This window comes from Pedococcus sp. P2_E5 (genome assembly GCF_056403895.1).
The window spans coordinates 16,226-40,495 of the sequence record NZ_JBFUEP010000021.1 but is presented as its reverse complement, the minus strand read 5'-3'; the positions used below and the strand labels follow the sequence as shown (position 1 = coordinate 40,495).

Genomic DNA, 24,270 nt, shown 5'->3' with positions numbered 1-24,270 from the left:
TAGACCATGACTGAGATCCTAGCCGATCGAAGTCGGTCAGGAAAGAACCCTCACAACACTGGAGGTGGTTGAGATGCTCATGCGGACTGACCAGTTCCGCGAGCTGGACCAGCTGGCACAGCAGGTATTCGGGACGATGGCTCGTCCCACCGTGATGCCCATGGACGCCTGGCGCCAGGGCGACGTGTTCGTCGTCGAGTTCGACCTTCCCGGCGTCGAACCGGGCTCGATCGACCTCGACGTGGAGCGCAACGTGCTGACCGTCAGGGCCGAGCGCGATCGGCTCTCCGACGAGGCCGAGACGATCGCGACCGAGAGGCCGCGCGGCGTGTTCAGCCGCCAGCTCTTCCTTGGCGACAGCCTCGACGCCGACCGGGTCGAGGCCGCCTACCGGGACGGGGTGCTCCGGTTGACGATCCCCGTCGCGGAGCAGGCCAAGCCCCGCAAGATCGAGATCACCTCGGGCGAGCGGCGACAGCACGCCATCTCCGCCTGACAGCTCGCGCCGCCGAGGTCTCGTGCCGCGGAGATTGTCCCCGTCGACCTGGGTCGGCGGGGACAACGCTGTCTCTTGCGGCCCGCCGCCCTCGATCGTCAGGCGGTCCGGGCGGCCTCTTGGCTGCGGTCGGCGGCGGAGACGGGCCGACGGGTCAGCAGGGGCACGTCGGAGCGGCGCGGCAGCCACCGCACTGCGGCAGCGGTCGTGGGGTTGGACCCGTACGCGAGCATGGCCAGGAAGACGCCGTAGACCGGCAGGTGGCCCACCAGCTCGGTCTGGCCGAACAGGACCAGGGTCGCGTTGAACGGCACCATCGCGACCAGCACCGCGACCTGCGGCAGCGCCCCGGACAGCACGAGCAGACCGAACAGCAGCTCGATGCTCCCGGCGATGACGACGAACACGTCAGTGGGGACGTGCAGTCCGACGAGGCTGACCACGTTGAGCGCCGGGTAGTGCTCGAGCGTCTCGCGCGCCATCGCCGGGTTGGTGAACTTCTCGGTGAACGCCAGTGCGATCAGGGCGACCCCCACGCCGGCCCGCAGCGCGAGCAGCGCCCACCTCAGCTGGGCGTCGGACAACGTGGTGGCGCCGTGACGGTTCGCACCGGCTGGCGCGATCACGAGGAAGGCCGCGACGGCCGCGATGTTGGCGGACTCCAGGAGCGCCATCGGCCCGGTGAACGCGGCCATGATCGGCCCCAGCGCCAGGGTCAGGGCAGCCGCCGGGCGCTGCTGGAACCCGGTGATGAGCCACACGCCGAGGGTGGCCTCGAGCAGCAGGAGGATGCTGCCGCCGGTCGAGTGCAGGTCGTCCACGGTAGGCGTGACGAACGCGCCCGACGCCGCCAGCGCGAGCAGGGCCACACCGAGGTGCACCCCGAGCAGGCGCGGTACCCAGGGGACCAGTCGTCCGACACCACGAAGCACGGGAAGCTCGGGCCGGTCGAAGCGTCGCGCCACCCAGCGCCACACCACGGTGACGACGACCACCGCGACCGTCAACGCCAGCGGCAGCGGCCGCAGGAAGAAGCCCCAGTCGGCGGGCGCGGAGTCGACGAACCAGCGTTCGTGCGTGGGAAGGGCCGGCGCGGGCAGGGCCAGGACGTGGACCATGGTGACAATTCTCCAGGGAGTCGATGTGGGCTGGGACGCGGGGTGGTGCGCGGGGGTGGTGTGCGCCGTGGTGTGCGCCGTGAGGCGGGGAAGGGGCGCAGGTCATCCCGGCCGGCCACGTTGACGGCCTACCGAACGTACGGCGCGGAACCGCATCGCACCCGGGCCCTAGGTCCCGCTTTCGACCGGCACGACGCTGCGGGCGGGCGGTACGTCACGGGCGGCACATCACGGGCGGCACATCGGCGGCGGCTGGTCACGGGCGGCTGGCCCTCCACGGCTACGGCATCCGGCGTACGCGCCACGTCACCCTTCGGCGGGATCCGGCCGTGGAGGAGCCCACCTAGCGTCGAGGGGCGCCGAGGCCGACACCCGGTCCGCGCGAGAGATTCCCACGAGGATGAGGAGAACCCGATGAGACTTGCCCGCATCGCTGCTGGTGCAGCCCTGGCTCTGGCCGCCGCCACGGCGCTGCCCGCCGGCTCAGCCTCCGCCGAGGAGCTTCCACCGCCGGAGATCGCCTGGGTGGGGGAGCAGGTGGTGGCCAACGGCAGCGACGCCTACATCCAGGCCAAGTTCCGGTGCTGGGGTGGGGAGACCGGCACGCACCTGTGGGCGTCGATCAAGCAGGGCGGCCCCGACCCGACCGCTGAGGGGTCCGGCATGACCTCGGACGCCTGGTACGACACGAACTACCAGTACGCCAACGACCCCGCAGGACAGACGATCCAGTGCGATGGCAAGTGGCACGTCAACCGGTTCACGGTCAAGCTCGTCGACCACCCGTTCGGCACCGGCTACGTCTCGGGTGAGCTCGCCAACGGCGCAGCCTGGGTGCAGTTCTGCGTCTTCGACTCCAGTGCGACGGACGACAACTTCCCGACCGGGTTCGCCTACAACTACGGCTGGCGGACCGTGATCGCCCAGCACTGACGCAGCCAGACCCAAGCACGCAGGCAGCCGAGCAGGTATGCCGGGTGGTGACCACCCGGCATACCTGCTCGTGCGTGCGCGGGCAGCGGGTGGGCAGTTCCTGGGCAGTGGGTGGGCAGTGGATGGTCAGGGTGGGGGCTGGGTGGGAGCGGCTGGGGCGATTCGCACCGTGACGGGCCGCGGCATACGGTTGAAGCATGGACTACCGATACCTCGGCAACAGCGGACTCAAGATCTCCGAGATCACCTACGGAAACTGGCTCACCCACGGCTCCCAGGTCGAGAACGACGTCGCGGCGCAGTGCGTGGCTGCCGCGCTCGACGCGGGCATCAGCACCTTCGACACCGCGGACGTCTATGCCAACACCAAGGCGGAGACCGTCCTCGGCGAGGCGCTCAAGGGCGAGCGGCGCGAGAGCCTGGAGATCTTCACGAAGGTCTACTGGCCCACCGGGCCGGGCGGGAAGAACGACACCGGCCTGTCGCGCAAGCACATCATGGAGTCGATCAACGGCTCGCTGCAGAGGCTCCAGACGGACTACGTCGACCTCTACCAGGCGCACCGCTACGACACCGAGACCCCGCTCGAGGAGACGATGCAGGCGTTCGCCGACGTCGTCCGCCAGGGCAAGGCCCACTACATCGGCGTCAGCGAGTGGACGGCTGACCAGATCCGCGAGGGCGTCGCGCTCTCCAAGGAGCTCGGCTTCCAGCTCATCTCGAGCCAGCCGCAGTACTCGATGCTGTGGCGGGTCATCGAGGGCGAGGTCGTGCCGACGTGCGAGGAGCTCGGCGTCAGCCAGATCGTCTGGAGCCCGATCGCCCAGGGCGTGCTCACCGGCAAGTACCAGCCAGGACAGCAGCCGCCCGCGGGTTCGCGCGCCGCCGACGAGAAGGGCGGCGCGGACATGATCAGCCGCTTCATGAACGACGACGTCCTGACCCGCGTGCAGGGGCTCGAGCCGATCGCCGACGAGGCCGGCCTGTCCATGGCGCAGCTCGCCGTCGCCTGGGTGCTCCAGAACCCGAACGTCGCGTCCGCGCTGGTGGGGGCATCGCGCCCGGAACAGGTGCACGAGAACGTCAAGGCCGCTGGTGTGAAGCTCGAGCCGGCCATCATGAAGCAGATCGACGACGCCCTCGGCGACATCGTGGAGCGCGACCCCGGCAAGACGAAGGAGACCTCGCCGCAGAAGCGCGTCGCCTGACGCCAGTGGTCGAGCACGACCTCCATCGATCGACGGAGGTGAAACCCCTGGTTCGGGGTCACCATCACCTTATGGGTGATGTGGACCGGATCGACGCGGGGACCACCTGGGTGGTCTACGACGGGGCCCCCTTCGTCGACCCCACCGTCGGCCACCAGGGCACGTTCGTGGACGTGTGCCTTTCCCTCAACGAGGCCGAGCTCGTGCACCTGTGCGACTTCTGGGAGTGGCGTGCGGACCTCGCGACCCGCGACATCGACCGCTGGTGGTGCTGGACGGTCGTCCGGTTCGGTCGGGGTCTCCTGGCTGGGCGGCGCGAGTCTCGTCCTCGTCCGCACCAGTGGTTCTGACGCACCAGGTCCTGGGCGGCGCCGGTCAGGGCCTGGGGTCGCGGTCGGTGGCCGCCTGCCGTGCGATTCGGCTGTCCGTCCGCACGATCGACACGACGAGCGCGGCTCCGCCCACCGCAGCCAAGAGGAAGAACACCATGGCGATGGCGGGATAGCCGAGGATGCGGTTCTCGGTGGGCACCTGCATCATGAGCGCCGCGCCCACCACGAGGGCCGCCATCACGATGCCCATGGTCAGCCGGTTCGCGAGCCGCTGGAGGACGTGGAGGAACCGAGCCTCGTCGAGGGCATCGACCCGCAGCGAGAACTTGCCCCCGGCGAGGTTCTCCATGATGGCGTTGGCGCGGCTGGGAAAGTTCGCGGTGAACTCCTTGGCGTCGATGGCCGCAGCCATCAGTCCCGAGGCCGACACGTTCAGGCCGCTGCCCATGATGTCGGCGACGTTCTCGCGGATCGCCGTGGCGGGAGCGAAGCTCGGGTCGAGGTGCTTGGTCACCTGGTCGAGGTTGAGCAGGGCCTTGGCCACCATGGTCATCTCCGGTGGTGGGCGCAGACCGTGAACGCCCGAGAGCCGGCTCAGCTCCATCAGGACGGCACCCGCCTGCACCTGCTCGCCCAGCGACACCGCCCGCGACACGAGCTCCGAGACCTCGTCGCGGAACTGCCCTGCGTCATACCCGTCGAGCGGCTCTCCCATCGAGGCGAGCACCGTCGCCACCTCTTCGCCGTCGGCGTCACCGATCGCCAGCAGCAGCTTGACGATCTTGTCCTGGACACGGGGCGGGACCGTGGCGACCATGCCGAGGTCGATGAGGCCGAGCCGGCCATCGGGCGTGAGCAGCACGTTGCCCGGGTGCGGGTCGGCGTGCAGGAAGCCGTCCACGAGGATCATCCGCAGGTATGCCGCGAAGAGCTCGCGCACGAGCGGCTCACCGTCGATGTCCAGCAGGCCCAGTGCGCCGATGTCGGTGACCTTCCGGCCGGGCACCAGGTCCATCGTCAGGACCCGACCACTGGTGTAGTCGGCAACGGGTCGCGGCACCACCAGCCGGGGGTAGTCCGCGGTGAGCTCGCCGAGACGCACGAGGTTGGCCGCCTCTCGCTGGTAGTCCAGCTCGCCCGCGAGCGAGCGACGGAAGTGCGTGAGCAGCTGGCCAAAGCCGTAGCGACGTCCTACATCGGTGTGGTCGTCGGCGAAGGCGGCGATCTTGCCCAGCGCCTCCATGTCGTCGCGCACCACCTCGCGCACCCCGGGCCGCTGCACCTTGACGACGACCTCCCTGCCGCTGGGCAGGACCGCCCGGTGCACCTGTCCGAGGGACGCGGCAGCCATGGGGGTCTGCTCGAAGGAGGCGAACGCGTGCCGGATCGAGACGCCCAGCTCGTCCTCGACGATCTGCTGGACCTGCTCGTAGGGGAACGGCTCGACCTTGTCCTGCAAGCGGGTCAGCGCCTCGGTGTAGGCCGGCGGCAGGAGGTCGACCCGCGTCGAGAGCAGCTGTCCCAGCTTGACGTACGTCGGACCCATGGCCTCGAGGTCGTCGGCCAGGGACTCGGCGGCGGACGTGTCGCCAGCCGGCCGTTCGTCCTCGACGAGGAACTCGTCGAACCCCGCGCCACTGACCAGGTCGGACCGGCCGTGACGGACGAGCATCCGGGCGAGCGCGGCGTATCGGACTGCGTTGGACGGGTCGAACGGAGGTCTCATGGCGCCATCTTGGCAGGCTGTGCGCCTGCACTCGCACGCGCCGTTCCCACAGGTCAGAGCCTTGGCCGGGGAAGCCGGGTGCCGCTGGGGGGCTGGGTGGCAGCTGGGGGACTGGGYGTCAGCTCGGGATCCGGGCGTCAGCCGGAGAAGCAGGGGCCCGAGCCGACCCGGCGCAAACCTTCGAGGTCGCCGGCCGCGAACCCGGTCTGGCCTTCCATCGACGCGAACATCAGCTGCCGCCGGTCTGCCACGTGGCCCAGACCGACCAGGTGGGCGAGCTCGTGCATGACGATGCTGCGCGCGATGACCCGGCCACCGGGCTCGTCGAGGATCTGCTCGAACGCTGGGGCGTCCAGCAGCACCCCACCCGTCACGTAGTGCATGTCGGCCGGGTTCCGGTAGGGCGCCATCACCGGACCACCGACGCCGACGACTCTGCCGGCGAGCTCGGAGTTGGCGCTGTCGTGGGTCCAGGCGACGAGGACCGGTGCCCAACGGTTCCCGTAGAGCCGCTTGTCGACGCTGCGTCGACGGACGCTCGGCGTCTCGCTGGTCCGACCGTCAACGGTGAGCACGAGGCCGGTCGCCGCGCCCACCTTCGCGGCAGCCTCCCTGATCAGCTGGTCCCCGCCCCGCGGGGACTCGGCGTTGTTCACCACGAGGTGGATCGGTCGACACGGGTCGAAGCCCACCGGCCGTCCGGGCGTCGTGGTCGCCAGGAACGTGTAGGCGGTGGACGAGGAGCGTTGTCGGGGCGACAGGCTCAGGCGGGTCGCGCGCGCGTCGGACGGTACGGGTGGCGACGCCCCGTCCGAGTCGGACGGTCTGACCGGCGTGATCGGGGAACCCATCGCGATGTCACCGAGCGACGAGTGCCCGGCCGTGCCGAAGGCGTCCGCTCCCGAGCTCCTTGCCAGGAGGCGCGGGATCCCCAGGACTGCCAGGGCGACCAGGAGCAGCGCGACCAACACCTTGGTGGCGGTGTCGGAACCGCTGCGTCGCCGTGGTCGCGTCACGCTGTAGCCCACTGGAGGTGGCGCGGGACCGTCGGCGCTGGGTGGGATCTCGCGGACCGTCTCGGCGGTGCCCAGCTCGGGGATGCCCAGCTCGGGGGCTGGTTCACGGTTCCGAGGTCGTCCCGCCCTCAGGTCCGCCAGGCACCGCAGGCAGAGCAGCTCCCTGGCCGCCGGGTCGAACCCCGCCTGCACGCCGCGCGGCAGCGGCTCACCGCACCCGCACTGCGCCGAGACCTCGAGCCACCACAGCTCCACCTTGTCGAGCTCCACACCCCTCCTTCCCGCACCCGCCTGGGGTGGTCACGACGGCCTCCATCGTCCCCACCCTCCGCCGCGCGGTCTCCTCGACCGACGTCACACGAGCCGAACGGACTAGGTGCGCAGAGGCACTGACGGGAGGTATGCCGGGTGGTCACCACCCGGCATACCTCACCGCAGGCCTCACGAGGCGGTGCGGTCCTCGACAATGCCCGCCGTGAAATTTGGCCGCACCTGTTGCCAGCGGGCCCAAGGCTTGGTCGACTGGACCTCGTGGGTCACGCCCACCCGGGGAGTGGCCCTCGGACGGAGGTTCTCCATGAGCAGTGTGGTCGAAACGGTCCCGGACGACGCAGACGCAGACCCCGGCGACCTGGAAGCAGGCGTGCACGCGCGGGTCGTGGTCCCCGCACCGGTCGAGCAGGTCTGGCAGCACCTGATCAGTGCGGCCGGCACCGAAGCCCTCTTCGGCGAGGGCGCCCGCATCGGAAACAAGGGCGAGCCGTGGCACGCGGCTGACGGGTCGTACGGCGTCGTGCGCAGCTTCCATCCCGTCGAACAGGTGCGGGTCACCTGGCATCCCCATGAGGACGGGCCGTTGAGCATGCTCGACGTGCAGCTGCGCCCCGAGGGGGACGGGACCAAGGTCGAGGTCTTCCACGAAGGACGCGGCATCGCGGGCGACCCGCGAGCGGACCTGCAGCACTGGGACGACGCGCTCGGCCGACTGGCTGGAGGGGTGACGGGGTAGGGCTGAGACCTCCTGGCGTCGGCGCTGGCCCTGCGGGTCTGCGCAGGTGACGGTCTCGACATGTGACCTCACTGTGGATGACGCTGGGCCAGTTGTCGTCTGTTTGCATAGACTCGCGTGCGATCGGGTAGCGGGGGCTACTGAAGGGGAGATCGAGCGTGAGTTCTGTGCGTGCGTATGCCGCGTGCGGCCTCGTCGTGCTGCTGGGCCTGGTGGGTTGCTCGGGTGGGGGAGACGACCCTCCGCCGACGAGTTCGACGACATCGAGTGTTTCGACGACGAGGTCAACGCCGCCCAGCTCGAGTTCAACGACCGCGAGTTCCGCGACGGCGACGGTGGACATTCCGGTTGCTGCAAGGGCACACACCCCGGAAGGCGCCGAGGCCTTCGTGAAGTTCTACCTGGACCAGGTCAACGTCGCCTGGACCCTTCCTCGCACCGGCCTTCTCATGCCGCTCAGTGAGGATGGCTGCCTAAGTTGCAAGGCGTTCGAAAAGACGGCACAGGACTTGGTGTCCAAAGGACATCGCTATGCGCGCAGCCCCGCAACCTTCGAGCAGTTCACCGCCTTCGACGGAGCTCCTCCAGGCAAGCAGTACGTGCGAGTCCTCGGCACGCAGCACAAAGTGGACATAGTCGATCCACGGGGAAAGGTCGTGAGTACTGACCCCCGGAAAAGTATGGCAGTCAGTGCTCTGACCGTATGGAAGGAGGACCGATGGTTGCTCTACGACATGGGGTAGGTCGCGTCGGACTAGTCGGCCTGGCGGCTGGTCTCTGGATCATCGGCGCAGCATCGCCGTCGTCGGCTGACTTCACGGGCGACGCCACATACGGCGGCGCGCGAACGACCGCGTTCGATCGGGCGGAACTGCGCGAGATCAAGGCACGTGCCGCTGCCGAGGCAGCGGCAAAAGCTCCGAAGTACGAGTACGCCTCTGTGGCGAACTGTGGCTTGAACACTCCTGACTCTCCGAGCGCCGACGACTCTTGCACCGCTGCTGCTCTTGCCTGCCGGGGCAACACCCACGCGGAAGGGCTGGGTCCGAGTGTCCGGTTGTTCCGTCGCACTATTGACCCTGCCGGAAATCCGACGGGGCCGTGGGTGCAGTACGGGATCACGTGCTTCCCCGAGGACGCCCCGGGCGGGCGGCGCGTCGTGACGATGGCGATGGTCCTGGCGGCCTTCCACGACACGAACTTTGCGCTGGCAACGGTCAACATCCAGCCCGAAGGCAATGTCACGCTGGTGACGCTGCCGACCTACTTCGAACTGCGATGGCCTGCGATGGGTTACCAGCCTGACGAGGTGGACGCGGTGGATCCGGCGCGGATGGCCGGATATCGGGTCGACATCCGACCGCGGCTGAAGTCCGTGCTCTACGTCTACGGCGATGGCACCAGTGACCGCACAGGCTCGCTCGGCGGCCCCTACCCCGACGGCGACGTCCGTCACGAGTACCCCAAGCGCGGCAGCTACCAGGTGCGAGCCGACGTCACGTACAGCGGTCAGTATCGGGTGAACGGCGGCACCTGGATCACCATCCCCGGGGACGTCACGATCGGGGGCACCCCCGAGACCCTGACGGTCAGGACAGCCAAGGCCCGACTCGTCACCAACTGAGCAACAACAAAGAACGTCGCGCCCGCAGCCATCATGCGAGTTCGTGCTCCGACGCGTAGACGCCTGCGGCTGTTCGCGACGTGACCCCGATCTTGGTGAAGATGTTGCTGAGGTGGCGCTGCACCGTCTTCTGGCTGAGGAACAGCGCCGACGCGATCTGCGGGTTGCTCTGCCCCTGCGCGACCAGGCGGAGCACCTCGACCTCCCGGGCCGTGAGCCCATCGGGCAGGTCGCGGGCCAGCAGCCTCTCAACCTCGTGCTGGGACGGCCTGGCCCCGAGCTCCACGAACGCCCGCTGCGCCACGGTCAGCTCCGACTGGGCCGAGTCCTCATCACCCAGCGCCCGGTAGGCCAGACCGATCCGTACCCTGGCTCGTGCCGCCTCGAACCGGCCGCCTCGGTCGATCCAGATCTTCCAGGCCCGACGCAGGGGAGCCAGCGCCCCCGCAGGGTCGTCGGCATCGAGCGCGACGAGGCCCACGGCATACGCGGCCCGGGCCGAGAGGCCGTCGCACGCGAAGCTGTCGGCGGTCTCCTTCAGCTCCTCGGCGGCTGCCCGGGCACCGTCCCTGTCGCCGTGCGCGAGAAGCACCTCGACTGCTGCGGGCAGCAGCTGCGCGCGGGTCACGGGGTCGTGCGCCTCGCTCAGCAGGCGTCGCATCGACGCCGCCGCGGCTGCGGTGCGGCCCCGGGCCAGCCACAACAGGGACAGGCCCGGCTGTGCCTCGTGCCCGTGGGTGCGCGCCTGCGCGAAGGCCGTCTCGGCAGCGGCGTACTCGCCCTGGATCCGCTGGATCTCTCCCTGTTCGTAGAGCGCAAGCCCGGTCGCCGGCGGCGACCCGTTCGCGGCATACCGCTCACGGGCGCGAGCGAGCTCCGTCAGGGCGAGCGGGAAGTCTCCGCTGGCCCGCAGGACCTGCGCTCGGTGCACCGCGCACTGCCCGGTGAAGGGCACCAGGTCCGGCTGCGCGTCGCACCAGCGCGACAGCACACCCGTCCACTCGGTGATCCTCCCGTAGTCCGCAACCTCCTGGCAGGCCTCGATCATCAGGCACAGGATCTCCCCCGTGAGGATCGGGGAGACCTCGCCGCTGGTGACCCCCAGCATCGCCTCGTCGAGCAGCGTCAGCCCTTCGGGAACCCGCCCCGCATAGAGCAGCAGCCGACCGCTACTGGCCATCCCGAACGTCACGAGATCCGGCTCACCCCAACGCTGCCCGATCTCCAAGAGCTGGGTGGCGACCTCGAGCGCCTCCGCGAAGCGACCTGCGTAGACCAGCGGAATCATCTCGTGGATGCGCAGGTAGCCCCGCTCGACGCAGTCGTCCGGTTGGTCCGCCAGCAGGCGTGCTCCGCGGGCCACCCAGCCGGCGCCGACCGCGGGGTTGCCGTTGGCGCTGAACACGTACCCGAGCCAGTGCGCGTCGCGGGCGGCAGCCAAGGCGTTCCCGGCGTCGGCGTGCTGGTGGAAGGAGCCTTCCAGGGCAGCGGTTGCCGTGTCGCGGTCACCGACCATGTAGGCGGCCACCGCCAGGAGCCCAAGGTCGGCGGGGGAGAGGCCGCCGATGTCGCAGGCGCGCAGCCGGTCGTACGCCGTGCCCCATGCTCGGCGCGCATAGGCCTCCCGGCCCTCGACGACACCTGTGTCGATGCCCATCGCACCCTCCTCCTCGGAGAATACGCGCGCGGCCATGTCTCAGCCTCCGGCACGAACCGTGCTGAGGTCAGGAGACCACGGACTGGCCTGTGGACCGAGGGTGGCGTCGCTCCTGGCCCGCACGGTCGGCCGCACGGCCGGCCACACTGGCGGCGATGCGGCTGGCGACGTGCTTGGCGTCCCGACCGGCACCGTAGATCAACATCGAGGAGCCGGCGTACTGGAACTGGAGGCCGCAGAAGTACAGCCCCGCGACTCCTTCCGGCACGCCACGGAACTCGCGCGGCCACCCCTGCTCATCGAAGACCGGCAGCTCGACCCAGTCGAACGCCTGCCGGAACCCCGTGCACCAGACCACGGTTCGGGCGTCGATGACGCGCCCGTCGTCGAGCAGCGGCAGGCCCTCCTTGGCTCCGACCACCCGACCGGGCACCCAGTCCACCCCACGCTCGGCAAGGTCCCGCTGCTGGATGCGCAGTCGCGGTCCACCATGGCGGAAGTGGTCCTTGGCCTTGCGGCCCAACGGGTTTGAGCGGGTGAGCACGTGGCGGAAGACGAAGAGCATCGTCGGGAAGACCACCTTGAACAGGGGTGAGCCGAACGGCACCGGGATCTGACCGGTGTCGGGCCCCGCCAGCACGGTGTCGTGCGTGGCCGCCACCTCATGGGCGATGTCGCAGCCCGAGTGGGCGGCGCCGACGACGAGCACCGTGCCCTGGGGGAGCTGCGACGCGCGGCGGTACTGGCTGGAGTGCACTTGCCGGATCGACGGGTCGAGCTGGTCGGCAAAGCTGGGCACGTGGGGTGTCCGCCCGAACGTGCCGGTGGCCAGCACGACGTTGTCGGCGTGGATCTGCCCTGCGGCCGTCATGACCACATAGCCCGCAGACCCCACCGGGGCGTCGGGCGAGGCGTCGGGCGAGGCATCGGGCGACGCCTCGGGCGGGTTGGGCAGTGGCGACACCTTCACCACGCGCGTGTCGAGCCGGACCGGCAGCCGGAAGCGCACGGCATACGCCTCCAGGTAGTCGGCGAACTCGTCCTTGGTCGGGAAGGCCCATCGCGGCGCGGGGAAGGCCATCCCCGGAAGGCCGTCGGCCCACGCAGGGCTGAACAGCCGCAGGCTGTCCCACTGCTGACGCCAGCCGTCGCCCACCCGGGAGGCCGAGTCGAGGACGACGCACGGTCGGCCCAACCGTTGGAGGTGGTGGGCGGTGGCAAGGCCGGCCTGGCCGGCCCCGATGATCACTGTCTCGATGTGTTCGGTGCGCATGGCTCGCTCCCAGGGGATGTGACTGACGCGGTCGTCATCGAGGTCCGGTAGCGCAGGCTCCAGAAGAGCATGAGGGCCGAGGTGACGATGTAGAAGGTGTGCAGCATCCAGATGGGGCCCGGTGGCAGGTGGAAGACGTACAGCGAGTAGACGAGGTTGCCGACGTTGGCCAGGACGAGGTTGCTGCGGCTGTAGGACCTGAGGTCCTTGCTGCGGGCGGCCTTTCCCAGCATGGGCAACGCACTGGCCGCGAAGACGACCGTGGCGATGGTGCCCGCTGCGAGGGGAAGGGAGCTGTTCATGTCCTCGACGCTAGGGAGCGCGGGCCGTGCCCCTCGTCGGGCGGTTCGCCCATTCATCCCACGCCTGCGCTGACCCGATCCACCCACTGACGGGTATGCCGGGTGCTCGCCGGGGCGGGCGCCTCACCTCAGCCGCGAGGCATCACCGAAGGTCGCACCACGCGGACCGAGAAGGCGGTGAGTCCGATCCGCAGCGACGCGGTGTGGGCCAGGTGGCGGCAGACGAGGATCGTCACCACGGCGGGGACGGCCCCTGAGATCAGCAGGCCCGTGCGCGGACCGAGGTGTTCTGCCAGCAGCCCCACCACCGGACCGCCGAGAGCTCCACTGCCGATGAACACCAGCATGTAGAGGCCCACGATGCGGCCGCGCAGGTGGTCGGCGGTGGCGAGCTGGACCAGCGACTGGGCCGAGGTGAGGAAGCCAAGGTTCGCAGCGCCGACGAGCACGAGCAGGAGCGTGAAGGAGAGCTGGTCGGGCGCTGCCGCAGCGAGGAGCATCGCCATCGCCAGGGCCCAGGCGGCCAGCCCCACGGTCCGCAGGCGCAGCGGCTTGCTGCGCCGCGCGGTGGTGAGGGCCCCCGCCAGGGCTCCGACTGCGACGACCCCGTTGAGCAGGCCGAGACCGCTCGCCCCMGAGTGGAACTCGTCCTTGGCGAAGGCGGCCAAGGTGACCGGCAGGCTGATCGTGAAGAAGCCGAAGGCTCCCACCATCACGACCGGCCACAGGACCTTCGGGGTGCGCAACGCGTAGTCCAGGCCCTCGCGGATACCCGGCGAGGCAGCGGCGGGAGTCTCGCGGGACGCCCCCTGTCGCCGGCCTGTTCCGCGCATGAGCAGGAGCGCGGTGACCGGCGCCGCAAAGGTGAGCGCGTTGACGGCGAAGGCGTAGCCCGCACCCACGCTGCTCATGAGCACACCACCGATGACCGGACCCGCCATCGCGCCGATCTGGAAGGTGCAGGACACCAGGCTGATCGCGTTCGGCAGCTGCGGGCCCTCGACGACCTCCGACACGAAGGACTGTCGGACGGGGTTGTCGACGGCCGTGACGACGCCGAGGACACCGGCGAGGAGGAAGACGTGCCACACCTCGACGCGCCCGCTCAGCGTCAGCAGCGCCAGCACCGCAGCCGTCAGGGACATCGACACCTGGGTGGCGAGCAGGATGCCGCGCTTGGGGAAGCGGTCTGCGAGCAGACCTCCGTGCAGCCCCAGTGCCAGGGTCGGCAGGAACTGGCAGGCGGTGGTGATCCCGACGGCCGTCGGGCTGTCCGTGAGCGTCAGGACTAGCCAGTCCTGGGCGATGCGCTGGATCCACCCGCCGGTCCCCGAGACCAGCAGGCCGGAGAGCAGGAGCCGGAAGTTGCGATTCGCGAGCGAGGGGAAGGTGCGTGAAACAGGTTGGGGGAGTGCGGGATCGGAGAGGTGGACTGTGTTGGCAGCGGTGGAGCTCATGGGTCGTCCTGGACGGTTTCGTGTGTGGGTCGGTTGCGTTCACCTCCAGTCTGGGCGCGGCGGCATCCCTTCGCTGCATTCTGAGACAGAATGAGTAATATAAGTGTCATTGCGTTTCGCAATGACAGAACTCACTGCTCTTACCCAGCCTCGACCACAGGAGTTCTCGTGTACGAGCCAGAGCTGCTGCGCACCTTCCTCGCCGTGACCCAGGCCCTGAGCTTCACCCGGGCCGCGGAGGCACTCGGGATCCGTCAGCCCACGGTCAGCCAGCACGTGCGACGCCTCGAGGAGGCCGTCGGACGGCCGTTGTTCGTCCGCGACACCCGCAGCGTCGCACTCACCTCCGACGGGGAGGCGATGGCCGGCTTCGCCCGCGAGATCCTGGCCGCGCAGGAGCGCGCCGTCGGCTACTTCACCGGCTCCCACCTCGCCGGTCGGCTCCGCTTCGGGGTGACTGACGACCTCGCCCTGACCCCCCTGCCGCGCATCCTGCGGGACTTCCGTCAGCTCTACCCGCGGATCGACCTCGAGCTGACCGTCCTGCAGAACGAGGGGCTGCTCAGGCGCATCGAGTCAGGTCACCTCGACGTCGCCTTCGTCAAGCGCAACGCGGGCACCTCGACCCCGGTGCGGGGACAGCTCGTGCGCCGCGACCAGCTCGTGTGGGCGGGAGTCGACGGCACCCGGGTGGAGCCCGACCATCCGGTCCCGCTGGTCGTCTACCAGGCCCCCAGCCTCAGCCGGGCGATCAGCGTCCAGGTGCTCGAACGCGTGGGCCGCCGCAGCCGGATCACCTGCACGGTCCGCGGCGTCAACGGGGTGCTGGCAGCTGTCCGGGCGGGCCTGGGCATCTCCGTCATGGCACGCACCCTCATGCCGCCTGACCTGGTCGAGCTCCCCGCCTCCAGCGGGCTGCCCAAGCTGCCGCACCTCGACCTCGTGCTGCTGACCAACCGCCAGGCTCCTGCCGAGGCCGCCAAGGCGCTCACCTCGGCCATCCTGGCCAGTGGCGCGCCGCGAGGGCCCGTCACCAGCGGCTGAGAGTGTCCCTACGACTGCGGCTGAAGCATGGTGAGCTCGCGCCCTACAGCGGCTGGAGCTCGCCGTTCATCGTCCCCATCAGGTGGATCGCCCGGAGCCGGCTGAGCAGCAGGTCGGCCCGCACCTCGACCCGCGCGCTGTGGTGGACCGCCGCAGCACCGGTGCACAGCCGGTGGGCGCCGTCGGCCACTGCTGCACCGCAACGGCACCACGCGGCATACGCATCGGTGGCGTCCCGACCAGAGGCAACAGGTGAGTTCTTCACGAGACCGCACGCTAGGAGCGGGCGGCCGGGAACGGTCACGCAATCAGACCCACCCCCTCCGTTCGTCCGAGGCGAAGCTGACCGAAGGGTGCCCCCGGAACGTGTCCGAGGCGCGCCTGCCCCGACAAAAGGGGCGTAGTCTGAACGGGACGATGGTGGCGAGACCCGGCCGGGTGTCGCCCAGTCCGTCGCAATGGGGCGAGGACGAGTGCTGACGCACGCAGGACTGACGCAGACAGGTACGCAGGGTGCCGTTCCGGTGATCCCGGAGCGGCGGATGTCCTCCTCCGGACTGCTTCTCGCCGAGCTGCACGCGGCGATGACCGTGGCGCAGGCCGAGGTCGCCGCGCATCGGCGTCCACCCTCGGACGCCACCCTGCTCGCGATCGCGCGCGGTCACCACATGATGGCGATGGCCGCCTACGAGGAAGCCCTGACCTCCCTCCACCTGCCGGTCCCCCCGCGGCTTCGCGACGACCTGCGGCTGCTGCGCCGCCTGGTTCGCCGCTGACCCGAGCCGGCGTCGAGGCGCTGCCACCACCGCTCAGCCAGGCGTCGTGACCTGACCCGATCCGGCGGCCGAGCGCCGAAGTCCGTTCTAGGCTGCGGGCATGTACGAGTACAAGGTGGTCCAGGTCCGCGAAGGGCTGATCGGCGGCAAGATGAGCGCCGACAAGCTGGAGAAGGTCCTCAACGAGTGGGCCGAGAAGGGCTGGCAGGCGAAGTCCGTCACGGCGGTGGAGGTCAAGGGACGCATCGGACCGGGCGGCACCGAAGGGGTGCTCGTCACGTTCGAGCGTCAGAAGGCCTGAGACCCCCTCAGGACTTGGGTTGGCTCAGCACCCGGGCTGGCTCAGTACCCGGGTGGGCTCAGTACGTGGCGCGTGCCACCTTCTGGAGCCGCGGCCACTCGCCGTCGATGCCGAGCTCGCGTCCGATGTCCAGCATCGTCGCGCCGAACAGTGCCCCCGTCGAGATGAACGCGGGGTGCACGTGGCCGAACACCTCGAGGGTCACCGTGCCGTAGAGCCGTGACCATGAGCGCTCGAACATCCAGATCATGCCCGGTGTCGGCCCGCCCAGTGCATCCGTCACCTCGGGCGGCTTGATCTCGCTGCGCAGCACGTCCAACAGGTCGGGGTCGAGCTCGGCGTCGCTGGGGATGTGGAACTGGTACTTGACCCACAGGCGCCCGAAGATCTCGCTGAAGAACGCGCCGAACAGCTTCACGCCCGACTCCTCGGGCAGGCAGGCGTCCAGGGACGTGATCACCAGGGGCTCCTGGGCCGCGGCCTCATCGAGCGCGATGGACGTCGCCGAGGCGAAGACGAGCTGGAACTCGTTGCGGTTGGTCAGCGCCCACGTCCGGAACGCCGCCGCCGAGGCGACGATCTGCGCTGCCGGGTCGTCCGGCTCCTGCTGGTCCCTGGCGGTCGTCATGGCCGCCACCACGTCCTCGAAGATCGACCGGGCGACGCGCACCATGAGCTCGGCGTGGCTGTCGACATAGCGGTAGAGCGCCGGGGGAGTCAGGCCCATCTCCTGGGCGACTGCCCGCACGGAGACGTCCTCGCCCTCGCGCAGCAGCTGACGCGCGACGTCGACGATCTCGTCGAAGGTCGCCTGTCGCTGGCGTTCTCGCCGGGTCGGAACCGCCGTCATCTGTCTCCCTGCTTCCTCGTGCGCGAACTCGGTCTGCCGCGTCGTCTCCCAGAGTTCACGGTGTTGCGAAGAGAGTTAACCATGAACGCTTGACAACTTAGTTTACACCCATCACTGTTACTGCTGTAAACATCAGTGATGCAGGGTTGCGAGGGAGTGGTTCGGATGCACAGGTGGGGTCAGTTCGTCGCACGAAGGTCCTGGTTGGTCCTCCTCGGCGGGATAGCCGTGGTCCTGGCCGCCGCGGCATACGGCATAGGGGTTTTCGGCAACCTCTCCAACGGCGGGTTCGACGACCCCGCCACCGACTCCGCCAAGGAGCTCGTCCTCGAGCAGGCGACCTTCCCCGGGCGGGAGACCGACCTCGTGGTCGTCTACTCCAGCCCGACCCTGCGCGTGGAGGACCCGGCGTTCCAGCGCGCGGTGACCGACACCCTGACCGCGCTGCCCAAGACCGATGTCGCCGGGGCGGTGACCTACTACGACACGAAGTCGCCCGGACTGGTCAGCAGCGACGGGCACGCCACGCGCGTCATCGTCACGCTCGCCGGCGCCGGCCAGGACGCCAAGAGCGACAACTGGGAAGCGGTCAAGGATGACCTCGACGCCCCCGGGCTGAGCACCAGCGTGGGTGGCCGCTGGGCGGTCTTCGGCGATGTCAACGAGCAGGTGTCCAAGGACATCGCGCGCGCAGAGTCGATCTCGCTGCCGATCGTCTTCCTCCTCAGCCTGCTGATCTTCGGCAGCCTCGTCTCGGCCCTGATGCCCACCCTCGTCGGCGGGATCGCCGTGATGGGTGCCTTCGCGGTCGTGCGCCTCATCACGGGAGTCACCGACGTCTCGATCTTCTCGATCAACGTCATCACGCTGCTCGGCATGGGCCTGGCGATCGACTACGCGCTCTTCGTCGTGAGCCGTTTCCGCGAGGAGCTGGCCCACCAGCCCGACACGTCGAAGGACAGTGTCCGCGCGGCCGTCGTCCGCACGATGACCACCGCCGGTCGCACTGTGCTCTTCTCCGGCCTGATCGTCGCCGCCTCGCTCGCCTCGCTCCTGCTGTTCCCGCAGAACTTCCTGCGCTCCATGGGCTACGGCGGCATGGCCGCCGTGCTGGTCGCCATGGTGGCGGCCCTGACGGTGCTGCCCGCGCTGCTGGGCGTGCTCGGGCCCCGCATCGAGTTCGGCCGTATGCCGTGGCGCCGCGGTTCGCGTGCACGCGTCGCCGATGCGCGCACCCCGGACGAGGTGCACGGTTCCGACCACGAAGTGGTGCACGGCACCTGGGCCAGGGTCGCCCACAGCGTGATGCGCCGCCCTGTGGCCTACCTCCTGGCCATCGTCATCGGCCTGCTCGCGCTGGGCAGCCCGTTCCTGGGGGCGCAGTGGGGCAGCGTCGACGAGCGCGTGCTGCCGGTCAGCTCGCCCAGCCGCCAGGCCGCGGACCTGCAGGCGGACCTGTTCGGTGGCGAGACCTCCACCGCGTCGATCATGGTGCGCGGAGCGGACGAGGCGGCCACCTCGGCCTACCTCACGAGCCTGAAGGCGGTTGACGGGGTCACCCAGGCGAACGCCGTGGCGACCCGGTCCGTGGACGGCCAGCAGCTCACGCTGGTGGAGGCGACCTGGCTGGGGAACTCCCAGACCTCAGGCAGCCAGGACGTGCTCAAGGGCATCCGGGCGGTCTACCCGCCAACAGGCGCCACCGCGCTGGTCGGCGGTCCCACCGCCGACGCCGTGGACCTGATCGACTCGATCGGCAGCCACCTGCCGTGGATGGCGCTCATGGTGGCGGCCGTCATGCTCGTCCTGCTGTTCGTCGCCTTCGGCTCGGTCGTGCTGCCCCTCAAGGCGATCGTGATGAACGGCGTGTCCATCGTCGCGTCGTTCGGCGTGGTCACCTGGATCTTCCAGGAAGGTCACCTCTCGGGGCTGCTCGGCTTCACCTCACCGGGGTACCTCGACGTCACGCAGCCGATCCTCATGCTCGCGATCCTCTTCGGGCTGTCGATGGACTACGAGGTGTTCCTGCTCAGCCGCGTGCGTGAGGAGTGGGACCGCACCGGCGACAACACCCGGGCCGTCGCGGCCGGCGTGCAGCGGTCCGGACGGATCATCACCAGCGCGGCCCTGCTGCTGGCCGTGGTCATCGGCGGCTTCGCGACCAGCGGGATCGTCTTCCTCAAGATGATCGGCGTGGGCATGCTCGTCGCCGTGCTGCTCGACGCCACCGTTGTGCGGGCACTGCTGGTGCCGGCCACGATGCGGCTGCTCGGCACGGCCAACTGGTACGCGCCCGGTCCGCTCGCCCGCTGGTGGGAGCGGCACGGTCACCGCGAGGAGCGGGCCCGTCCGGAGCCGGTTCCGGTGCCCGCCCAGGAGCTGGCGGTCGCGCCCTGACCCTGCGGGGCGGCATACCGTGCCCAGGGCTGCCGTGCTCACGGAAGCCCTGGGCACGGTTCTGCCGCCCGGCGTGACGTTCGTCCCGCAGACCTGTCCGCCGTGTCCGTTTCGCCCCAGAACTGGACTTGGGCCGAACGGATGAGGGGACTGCGCGGGCGGGCCCGCAATACTGGAACCGTGCTGGGGAACGATTTCGCGCGCACTCTGCGCGCCGCTCAAGCCGGCGAAGAGGATGCCTTCGCCCGGCTCTGGCGTGACGCCAACCCAGCCATGATCCGCTATCTGCGGGTGGTGGGGCACGACGACCCGTACGACGAGGCCTGCGAAGGCTGGATCACCGTCGTGCGCGGCCTGCCGGGGTTCGCCGGGGACGAGCTCGCCTGGCGCGTCTGGTTGCTGGCCTGTGCCCGCCAGCGCGCGGAGGAGGGCTCCCTGAGGCGGGCCTGGGGCTCGGTCACCGTGCTCCCGGGCATCCAGGTCGACGGCGACGGAGACCTCGACATCGACGAGCTGCTCGACTCCGACGAAGGAGCCAACCCGGTGCAMCGCGGGATCAACGACACCCTGACGGCCTTGCGCGCGCTGCCCCTCGGGCAGGGCGAGGTGGTCGTGCTGCACCTGGGCGCGGGCCTGCCCCCCAGTGCGGTGGCCGACGTCATCGGTGTGGACGAGGCGAACATCGAACGGGCCGAATCGCGGGCCCTGCAGCGCCTGGGCACCGATGCCGACCTGCTCAGGTGGTCGTTGGCTGCCCMCGCCACGCAGGCGGAGCTCGCTGACGAACCGATCGCCCTGAGCGCGTTCCGCAAGATCCCCTCCAGCGCACGCCGGTCGCCGGGGGTCAAGGTCATCGCCATCGGCTCCGCGGGCGCGGTGGGCGCGACCGTGGCTGGTCGGTCGCGGACCGCGATCCTGACCGCGACCGCTCTGTCCGTGTCGGTGATGTCGTTGGGCGGTCTCGGGGCAGCCGCCTATGTCGGCGTGCTGCCCGACCCGGTCCAGCAGGTCCTGCACGACGCAGTCGGAGCCCCCGCGCCCGAGGCGGGTGGCAACGGCACCTCACTGGACTCGGGGAGCAACCCCGTCACCCCGCCGACCGCTGGTGTGGGGCCCCATGCTGCCAGCAGCCCCGCCGCCGGGCTGTGCAGGGCTTGGGCCACCGACAAGGCCAAGGGCACTGCCCGCGACCGTTCGGTCGCCTTCCGCAACCTGTCCGGCACCGCCGGTGGGGCGGACCGGGTCGAGGCGTTCTGCGCCGGGGTGCTCGCGCCCAAGCCGACCAAGGGATCACCGGCGCCGACCGCCCGTGTCACGCCGACCGCCAAGCCTTCACACACCAAGCCGCAGACCACCATGACGCCGAGCCCGCACTCGCCGACCGCCCAGGCGCCCAACTCCAGCTCGACGAGGTCGGCCGCGCCGCCTGCCCAGGGCAAGTCCGCCAAGGCCGAGACGTCAGCGCCGGCCCCGACTGATCCCGGTACGACCAGCGAGAGCAAGGCGCCGAACCCGCGGTCGTCCGGCAAGGGCGCCCAGACGGGTGGCTAGGGACACCCGGGCGGGGAACGCCGACGACGAGGTGCTCGCGTAGGCTTCCCGCCGTGCTCCTCCCGCTGACCGTCGTCGTGCTCGTGGCAGCGGTGTGCCTGATGGCCGTCGCCGCCTGGTATGCCGCGCGCAGCCGCCTCGTCGACGACCGCCTCCTGCTCGTGGCGGGGGTGGCCGAGCTGGGGCTGCTGGTGCAGCTGGTGGTCTGCCTCGTCCACCTGGGGCGGGTCCCCGGTGGCGRCGCCGAGCAGGCGACGTTCGCGGCCTATGCGATCACTCTGCCCTTCGTGCCCCCGGCGGCACTGTTCCTGGCGCTGAAGGAGAAGACTCGCTGGGCGATGGGGGTCGTCGCCGTCGGGGCCTTCGGCGTCGCGGTCATGACCGCGCGCCTCCAACAGATCTGGAACCTCCGTGGCTGAGACCCCGTCCGCGCCTGCGACGACCCCGTCGACGCCCTCGACCCGATCGGGCCCGGGCGTCGTCCTCGTCGCGGTGTACGGCCTGCTCGCCCTCGCGGCCACCGGTCGTTCCGTGCTGCAGATCTCCGAGTACTTCTCGAGGGCGCCCCTGGCGTATGTCCTGTCGGCACTCGCGGCGGTCATCTACGTCGTGGCGACGGTCGCGCTGGCCCGCGGCGACCTGACCTCTCGCCGGGTCGCGCTGGTGGCCATCAGCGTCGAGCTGGCGGGCGTGCTCGTCGTGGGGCTGGCGTCCTACCTGGCCACGGACGCCTTCCCTGACAAGACGGTGTGGTCGCACTTCGGGTCCGGCTACGGCTTCGTTCCGCTCGTCCTGCCGGTGCTCGGGCTGCTCTGGCTGCGCCGCACGCGTCCCAGCTGAGAGCTAGTCAGTGGGTGCCTCAACCGACTCGTCGACGGGCTCCAGGACGAAGACCGGGATCAGCCGGTCGGTCTTGACCTGGTAGTCGGCGTAGGGCGGGAACGCCTCGACGCACCGCGGCCACCACTCCTCGCGCTCGGCACCTTCGAGCTCACGGGCACGCACGGTCCAGGTGCGGTCGTGGTCCTGGAGGTCGAGGACCGGGTTCTTCCGGAGGTTGGCGTACCACTTCGGGTGCTCGGGAGCGCCGCCCTTGCTCGCCACCGCGGCATACACGCCGTCGTGCTCGACGCGCATCAGGGGCACCTTGCGCACCTTGCCGGAGAGGCCGTGCATGGTCAGCATCACGACCGGGCGGCCCTGGATGTCGACCGCGCGGGTCGTCCCCGCCGTCTCGATCTTCTCGACCTGGCTGCGAACCCATGCGGTGGGACTGGCGACGTACTCACCCAGAATGGTCATGGGTCCATCACAACACGAACCGGCAGATTCCGGGTGGGCAGCCCGTGCTCACGGGCGGTTGTGGACAACCTCCGGAGACGTCGCGGGACCGACCTACCCTCGAACCCATGACCCGGATCGAGGTGAGCCCCGACACGATCGTGGCGCTGGCCGATGCCCTGAGGGAGGTGGCAGGGGACCTCCGGTGGCACGCCGTGCGAAGCTCCGAGCAGACCTGGGCGCTGGGTCCGGGCGACACCGCCGGAGCGCTCGCGTCGGTGCTCGGCGACTTCGAGCACCAGCGCCAGTCACTCGGACGCGAGCTCGAGGACCTGGCCGCCGCGACCGCGCTCGCCGGGCGGCTGTACGCCGAGGTCGAGCGCGGGAGCGAGGCTACCTTCGAGGGCGGTGCCGGATGACGATCCTGCGTCCGCTTCCCGGCGATCCCGGCACGGTGCGTGCGCTGGCCGACCGGCTCACAGGGCAGGGTGAGCTGCTGCTGGCCCTGGCGAGCACGGTGCGAGGCCTCGGCGACCCGAGCAGGGCCACCTGGTGCGGCCCTGGCGGTGCCGCCTTCGCCGCTCGGTCCCGTACCGCGGCCTCGCTTCTCGTCTCGGTGGGACGTCGCTACGCGGTGTCCGCGGTGGCCCTGCGTCCGCTGGCCGCAGCCCTGACGGAGGCGCAGCACGACGCCTCCTGGGCGGTGACGACGCACACCGAGGCCCGGCAGCTCGCGGTCACCCTCGGCAACCGGCGGGTGGCGGCGCAGGGCAGCGCCGACCCGGCGCAGCGCGTCGTCGCCGCGGACCTGCACCGCTTGGAGATCGAGCAGCTCGAGCGCGTCCAGCTCGCCGAACGCCGCCACGCCACCGCCTGGCACCGGTTCACCGAGGCGGACCGCCGGTGCGCCACGGTGCTGCACCGGCTCGTCCAGGACGGGCTCGACGACTCACGGCTGTACGACTCCCTGACCGGACTGGGTCGCGCGGCCGGCGCGCTCGGGAGCGCGGCGGGGGCCATCGCCATGACTCCCACGCCGCCGTCCAGGGCGCTGGGCGTGGTCGCCGGGGTCTGCGACGGCGTCCAGGTGACAGCGGACGCGGTGGTCAAGGTCGGCTACGGCGACGGGGACTGGGGCGACATCGCCCTGGGCGCCGCGACGTCGGTCACCGGCCCGGCGTCCGCGGTCCTCAAGCGGGGCGCGCTGGCGACCAACCCCGCGGCTCTCGCGGGCCGCACCAGGACGGCGCGACGCCTGCTGCGGTACGACACCGCCCAACGGCTCCGGATCGGCACGGCCGAGGAGCTGCGTCGCGCCGGTCGAGCCGAGCCCGAGCCCGACGCCCGCACGTTCCGCGCCACGCGCTCGCCGGGCTCGCCCACTGCGACGGCACACTGGGCGGCCGAGCAGGTCACGGGACGCGCACGGGTCCTGGTGCGCAACAGGTGGCTCGACGACCTCGCCCTCGTGACCGGTGACCCCGCTCGGTCGCGGACCATGTTCGTGACCGGCCTCGCCGCCGAGGCGACCACCGCCGGTCTCGGAGCGGTCGGCACCGGCCGTGACCTCTACGGTCGGCACGAGACGGACGAGGCGATGCAGGCTCGCGACGCCACCGCCGCGCGCGGCCCCGCCCCGGATCCCGACGGACGTGCCGGCGCGCGCTGACGCGGCCCTCGCTGACCCGGCCCTCGCTGACCCGGCGCGGCTGCGTCCGCGATGAGAGATGGGTATGCCGCCCGCTCACCTCCCCGGCGTAGCCTCGGGCCAGGTCATGAGTGCCAGCGACAAGCCCCGGCTCGCTGGCCGGCAACCCTCCTCCGCGGTGGGGTGCCCCGGGTGAAGACCTGGCGGGCGGCGCCGTTGCCGTCCGCAAGCGCGGGAGACCCAGCACGTGTCCCGCACCGTTCCGGCGGTG

At 70.4% G+C, this 24,270-nt stretch carries 26 protein-coding genes and 1 riboswitch; of the genes, 16 read left to right on the top strand and 10 right to left on the bottom strand.

The features are described 5' to 3' along the window. Positions 1–73 precede the first annotated feature (73 nt). Positions 74–496: an Hsp20/alpha crystallin family protein gene (locus AC1DVZ_RS08980; protein WP_477617840.1), complete on the top strand. Its 423-nt coding sequence runs from the start codon at positions 74–76 to the stop codon at positions 494–496. Between the two features lie 98 nt (positions 497–594). Here the strand turns inward: AC1DVZ_RS08980 and AC1DVZ_RS08975 are convergent, their stop codons facing one another. Beyond that, positions 595–1,614: a hypothetical protein gene (locus AC1DVZ_RS08975; protein WP_477617839.1), complete on the bottom strand. Its 1,020-nt coding sequence runs from the start codon at positions 1,612–1,614 to the stop codon at positions 595–597. Between the two features lie 414 nt (positions 1,615–2,028). Here AC1DVZ_RS08975 and AC1DVZ_RS08970 point away from each other — a divergent pair, with 414 nt between their 5' ends. The 3 genes from AC1DVZ_RS08970 (at position 2,029) to AC1DVZ_RS08960 (ending at position 4,105) form a co-directional block, all read left to right on the top strand. Further along, the gene (locus AC1DVZ_RS08970; protein ID WP_477617838.1) at positions 2,029–2,547 is read left to right on the top strand and encodes a hypothetical protein; all 519 of its coding nucleotides are present in this window, start codon (positions 2,029–2,031) and stop codon (positions 2,545–2,547) included. A 197-nt stretch (positions 2,548–2,744) separates the two neighbouring features. After that, positions 2,745–3,755 (top strand): aldo/keto reductase family protein, encoded by a 1,011-nt coding sequence (locus AC1DVZ_RS08965; protein WP_477617837.1) that lies wholly within the window; start codon positions 2,745–2,747, stop codon positions 3,753–3,755. Positions 3,756–3,826: 71 nt separating this feature from the next. After that, entirely contained in the window at positions 3,827–4,105 is a 279-nt protein-coding gene (locus AC1DVZ_RS08960) for a hypothetical protein (protein WP_477617836.1), read from the top strand. A gap of 25 nt (positions 4,106–4,130) precedes the next feature. Here the strand turns inward: AC1DVZ_RS08960 and AC1DVZ_RS08955 are convergent, their stop codons facing one another. Next, positions 4,131–5,813 (bottom strand): ABC1 kinase family protein, encoded by a 1,683-nt coding sequence (locus tag AC1DVZ_RS08955; RefSeq protein WP_477617835.1) that lies wholly within the window; start codon positions 5,811–5,813, stop codon positions 4,131–4,133. Positions 5,814–5,950: 137 nt separating this feature from the next. Further along, a complete protein-coding gene (locus AC1DVZ_RS08950; protein ID WP_477617834.1) occupies positions 5,951–7,099 on the bottom strand; it encodes a hypothetical protein in 1,149 nt (382 codons plus the stop codon). Between the two features lie 307 nt (positions 7,100–7,406). Between AC1DVZ_RS08950 and AC1DVZ_RS08945 the strand changes: the two genes are divergently transcribed. From AC1DVZ_RS08945 to AC1DVZ_RS08935, 3 genes are all read left to right on the top strand, one after another. Then, positions 7,407–7,838 carry an SRPBCC family protein gene (locus AC1DVZ_RS08945; RefSeq protein ID WP_477617833.1) on the top strand — a complete coding sequence of 144 codons (432 nt, stop codon included), beginning with the start codon at positions 7,407–7,409 and terminating at the stop codon, positions 7,836–7,838. Between the two features lie 158 nt (positions 7,839–7,996). After that, on the top strand, positions 7,997–8,581 hold the full coding sequence (locus AC1DVZ_RS08940) for a DUF6318 family protein (RefSeq protein WP_477617832.1): 585 nt from the start codon (positions 7,997–7,999) through the stop codon (positions 8,579–8,581). Positions 8,582–8,943: 362 nt separating this feature from the next. After that, complete coding sequence (locus tag AC1DVZ_RS08935) at positions 8,944–9,462, top strand: hypothetical protein (RefSeq protein WP_477617831.1); 519 nt, start codon at positions 8,944–8,946, stop codon at positions 9,460–9,462. 31 nt (positions 9,463–9,493) lie between these two features. Here the strand turns inward: AC1DVZ_RS08935 and AC1DVZ_RS08930 are convergent, their stop codons facing one another. From AC1DVZ_RS08930 to AC1DVZ_RS08915, 4 genes are all read right to left on the bottom strand, one after another. Next, positions 9,494–11,155 carry a helix-turn-helix transcriptional regulator gene (locus tag AC1DVZ_RS08930; RefSeq protein ID WP_477617830.1) on the bottom strand — a complete coding sequence of 554 codons (1,662 nt, stop codon included), beginning with the start codon at positions 11,153–11,155 and terminating at the stop codon, positions 9,494–9,496. 31 nt (positions 11,156–11,186) lie between these two features. Next, positions 11,187–12,392 (bottom strand): flavin-containing monooxygenase, encoded by a 1,206-nt coding sequence (locus AC1DVZ_RS08925; protein ID WP_477617829.1) that lies wholly within the window; start codon positions 12,390–12,392, stop codon positions 11,187–11,189. Further along, positions 12,365–12,694 carry a hypothetical protein gene (locus tag AC1DVZ_RS08920; protein WP_477617828.1) on the bottom strand — a complete coding sequence of 110 codons (330 nt, stop codon included), beginning with the start codon at positions 12,692–12,694 and terminating at the stop codon, positions 12,365–12,367. Before AC1DVZ_RS08920 ends, AC1DVZ_RS08925 begins: the two co-directional genes overlap by 28 nt. A 128-nt stretch (positions 12,695–12,822) precedes the next feature. Then, positions 12,823–14,151 carry an MFS transporter gene (locus AC1DVZ_RS08915; protein WP_477617827.1) on the bottom strand — a complete coding sequence of 443 codons (1,329 nt, stop codon included), beginning with the start codon at positions 14,149–14,151 and terminating at the stop codon, positions 12,823–12,825. A 168-nt stretch (positions 14,152–14,319) separates the two neighbouring features. Here AC1DVZ_RS08915 and AC1DVZ_RS08910 point away from each other — a divergent pair, with 168 nt between their 5' ends. Then, the gene (locus AC1DVZ_RS08910; protein ID WP_477617826.1) at positions 14,320–15,195 is read left to right on the top strand and encodes a LysR substrate-binding domain-containing protein; all 876 of its coding nucleotides are present in this window, start codon (positions 14,320–14,322) and stop codon (positions 15,193–15,195) included. A 43-nt stretch (positions 15,196–15,238) separates the two neighbouring features. Here the strand turns inward: AC1DVZ_RS08910 and AC1DVZ_RS08905 are convergent, their stop codons facing one another. Beyond that, the gene (locus tag AC1DVZ_RS08905; protein WP_477617825.1) at positions 15,239–15,460 is read right to left on the bottom strand and encodes a hypothetical protein; all 222 of its coding nucleotides are present in this window, start codon (positions 15,458–15,460) and stop codon (positions 15,239–15,241) included. Positions 15,461–15,719: 259 nt separating this feature from the next. Between AC1DVZ_RS08905 and AC1DVZ_RS08900 the strand changes: the two genes are divergently transcribed. Together AC1DVZ_RS08900 and AC1DVZ_RS08895 are read left to right on the top strand one after the other, a co-directional pair. Then, positions 15,720–15,971 (top strand): hypothetical protein, encoded by a 252-nt coding sequence (locus AC1DVZ_RS08900; RefSeq protein ID WP_477617824.1) that lies wholly within the window; start codon positions 15,720–15,722, stop codon positions 15,969–15,971. Between the two features lie 100 nt (positions 15,972–16,071). Then, positions 16,072–16,272, top strand: a complete 201-nt coding sequence (locus AC1DVZ_RS08895) for a DUF4177 domain-containing protein (protein WP_477617823.1) — start codon at positions 16,072–16,074, stop codon at positions 16,270–16,272. 58 nt (positions 16,273–16,330) lie between these two features. Here AC1DVZ_RS08895 and AC1DVZ_RS08890 read toward each other — a convergent pair whose 3' ends face one another. Next, positions 16,331–17,122, bottom strand: coding sequence for a TetR/AcrR family transcriptional regulator (locus AC1DVZ_RS08890; protein WP_477617822.1), 792 nt, complete (start codon positions 17,120–17,122; stop codon positions 16,331–16,333). A 165-nt stretch (positions 17,123–17,287) separates the two neighbouring features. Here AC1DVZ_RS08890 and AC1DVZ_RS08885 point away from each other — a divergent pair, with 165 nt between their 5' ends. From AC1DVZ_RS08885 to AC1DVZ_RS08870, 4 genes are all read left to right on the top strand, one after another. Further along, positions 17,288–19,519, top strand: a complete 2,232-nt coding sequence (locus AC1DVZ_RS08885) for an MMPL family transporter (RefSeq protein ID WP_477617821.1) — start codon at positions 17,288–17,290, stop codon at positions 19,517–19,519. A 180-nt stretch (positions 19,520–19,699) separates the two neighbouring features. Further along, positions 19,700–21,070: an RNA polymerase sigma factor gene (locus AC1DVZ_RS08880; RefSeq protein WP_477617820.1), complete on the top strand. Its 1,371-nt coding sequence runs from the start codon at positions 19,700–19,702 to the stop codon at positions 21,068–21,070. Positions 21,071–21,123: 53 nt separating this feature from the next. Next, complete coding sequence (locus tag AC1DVZ_RS08875; RefSeq protein WP_477617819.1) at positions 21,124–21,489, top strand: hypothetical protein; 366 nt, start codon at positions 21,124–21,126, stop codon at positions 21,487–21,489. Beyond that, complete coding sequence (locus AC1DVZ_RS08870; RefSeq protein WP_477617818.1) at positions 21,482–21,910, top strand: hypothetical protein; 429 nt, start codon at positions 21,482–21,484, stop codon at positions 21,908–21,910. The genes AC1DVZ_RS08875 and AC1DVZ_RS08870 overlap by 8 nt, the downstream gene beginning before the upstream one ends. A 3-nt stretch (positions 21,911–21,913) precedes the next feature. Here AC1DVZ_RS08870 and AC1DVZ_RS08865 read toward each other — a convergent pair whose 3' ends face one another. Further along, complete coding sequence (locus AC1DVZ_RS08865) at positions 21,914–22,372, bottom strand: nitroreductase family deazaflavin-dependent oxidoreductase (RefSeq protein ID WP_477617817.1); 459 nt, start codon at positions 22,370–22,372, stop codon at positions 21,914–21,916. Between the two features lie 107 nt (positions 22,373–22,479). Between AC1DVZ_RS08865 and AC1DVZ_RS08860 the strand changes: the two genes are divergently transcribed. Continuing rightward, positions 22,480–22,770, top strand: a complete 291-nt coding sequence (locus tag AC1DVZ_RS08860) for a hypothetical protein (protein WP_477617816.1) — start codon at positions 22,480–22,482, stop codon at positions 22,768–22,770. Further along, positions 22,767–24,020, top strand: coding sequence for a hypothetical protein (locus AC1DVZ_RS08855; RefSeq protein WP_477617815.1), 1,254 nt, complete (start codon positions 22,767–22,769; stop codon positions 24,018–24,020). The genes AC1DVZ_RS08860 and AC1DVZ_RS08855 overlap by 4 nt, the downstream gene beginning before the upstream one ends. Before the next feature lie 102 nt (positions 24,021–24,122). After that, positions 24,123–24,237: riboswitch (SAM riboswitch) on the top strand. The last annotated feature ends 33 nt before the right edge of the window (positions 24,238–24,270 follow it).